This window comes from Methanoregula sp. (assembly GCF_002835825.1).
Classification (GTDB): Archaea; Halobacteriota; Methanomicrobia; order Methanomicrobiales; family Methanospirillaceae; genus Methanoregula.
In genome coordinates this window covers 1-1,239 of record NZ_PIZH01000615.1, presented here as the reverse complement: position 1 = coordinate 1,239, position 1,239 = coordinate 1, and the positions used below count along the sequence as shown (strand labels likewise).

Annotated in this window: 2 protein-coding genes; one reads left to right on the top strand and one right to left on the bottom strand. The window is 49.8% G+C overall.

The window, feature by feature from the left end; all coding sequences use genetic code 11:
• Nucleotides 1-680 (top strand): PQQ-binding-like beta-propeller repeat protein (locus tag CW742_RS13840; protein ID WP_292421382.1); only part of this gene is annotated, 680 nt, incomplete at its 5' end.
• Between the two features lie 100 nt (nucleotides 681-780).
• Here the strand turns inward: CW742_RS13840 and CW742_RS13835 are convergent.
• Nucleotides 781-1,239, bottom strand: a 459-nt coding sequence (locus CW742_RS13835) for a hypothetical protein (RefSeq protein ID WP_292421380.1), incomplete at its 5' end; no start/stop codon positions are given.

Here is a 1,239-nt window from a genome sequence, read left to right as displayed (position 1 = left end):
TTGCTGCAATCGATGGTAATGGAATCCGATGGCAGAAGATAAGCCCGAACCAGTATCGTGTTCCGCTTGTCGCGGTTTCCGCTAACTGTAACACAATTGCAGCCGCAGAACCGGGACAGCTGACTGCATTCAGTTGCTATGGAAAAGAACTGTGGAATACCTCAACGAAATATATCGCAAAAAGTGTCGCGGTATCCGGTGACGGGCAGTACATCCTTGCGGGGACCCAGTACCAGGTCGTGAACTTCAACCGGTCAGGCTCGTTGGTCTGGGAATATCCTGTTCCGGATTATACCGGCCATATCAAAGCCTCGCAGGATGGTTCAAGGATCGTTGCGACAACGCGGCATACCCTGTATTATCTCGACAGCGATGGTACCGCACTCTGGCAGTACCCGATGAAAGACTGGACGGAAAGCCTGTCGATGTCCGATACCGGGGACCTGATCGCGGCCGGAACGTTCAACAATACGTTTACGATATTCGATGGCAGCGGGAAAGCAAGGGAGATTGTGCTTGATACGATTCCGGTTATCCCTGTTGTGACAAGAGCTCAGGAACCGAATGTGAACACATCTGTTACACCGACACGGTCACAGGCTGCTCCCGCGAGTCCGGGTCTGACCGCGATTGCACTGGGGATTCTCTTGTTGCTTATTGTGTGCAGGAAAAGATCATGATGTACCCGCAAACCGCGATTTCTGCACCACACCCACTGCACCATATTGTACAGGCAATCCCCCTCCGGCAAACCTGTTTAACTTTTTTCAGATTTGCATGTCACCGCGTTTGAAAATTATTTTGTGCGATCGTGATCGCGTTTGAAAAATAATTTTCGCGGTTGCGATCGCACATGAAACGTGAAAAATCCTCCACAGGAACTGGAGCCTTCACAGGGATAAGCAGGGTCCGGCCCGGGTACTTTTTTTTCGCGAACGCGTTTTTATTTTCAAAGACACCGCGTTTGAAAATTTTCAAAAGCGATCGCGATCGCGTACAAAATTTTTTCATCGCGATCCCTTTTTTGCTGAAAATCCGGCCGGAACTGCAAAAATTGATCCGGAAACAGCCTTGAAAGGTGCACCGCGTGATCGGGCGGATTGCAGGAACGTGCACCATACTGGTGACAGGTCCGCTGATCGGGCTACGGGCTTCCATAATTGTTGTGGTATGCCGGGGCAATGGGCATAAAGAATGAATACCAATCGCCTTGTTTTCATTCACCATTTTGTTTAATAC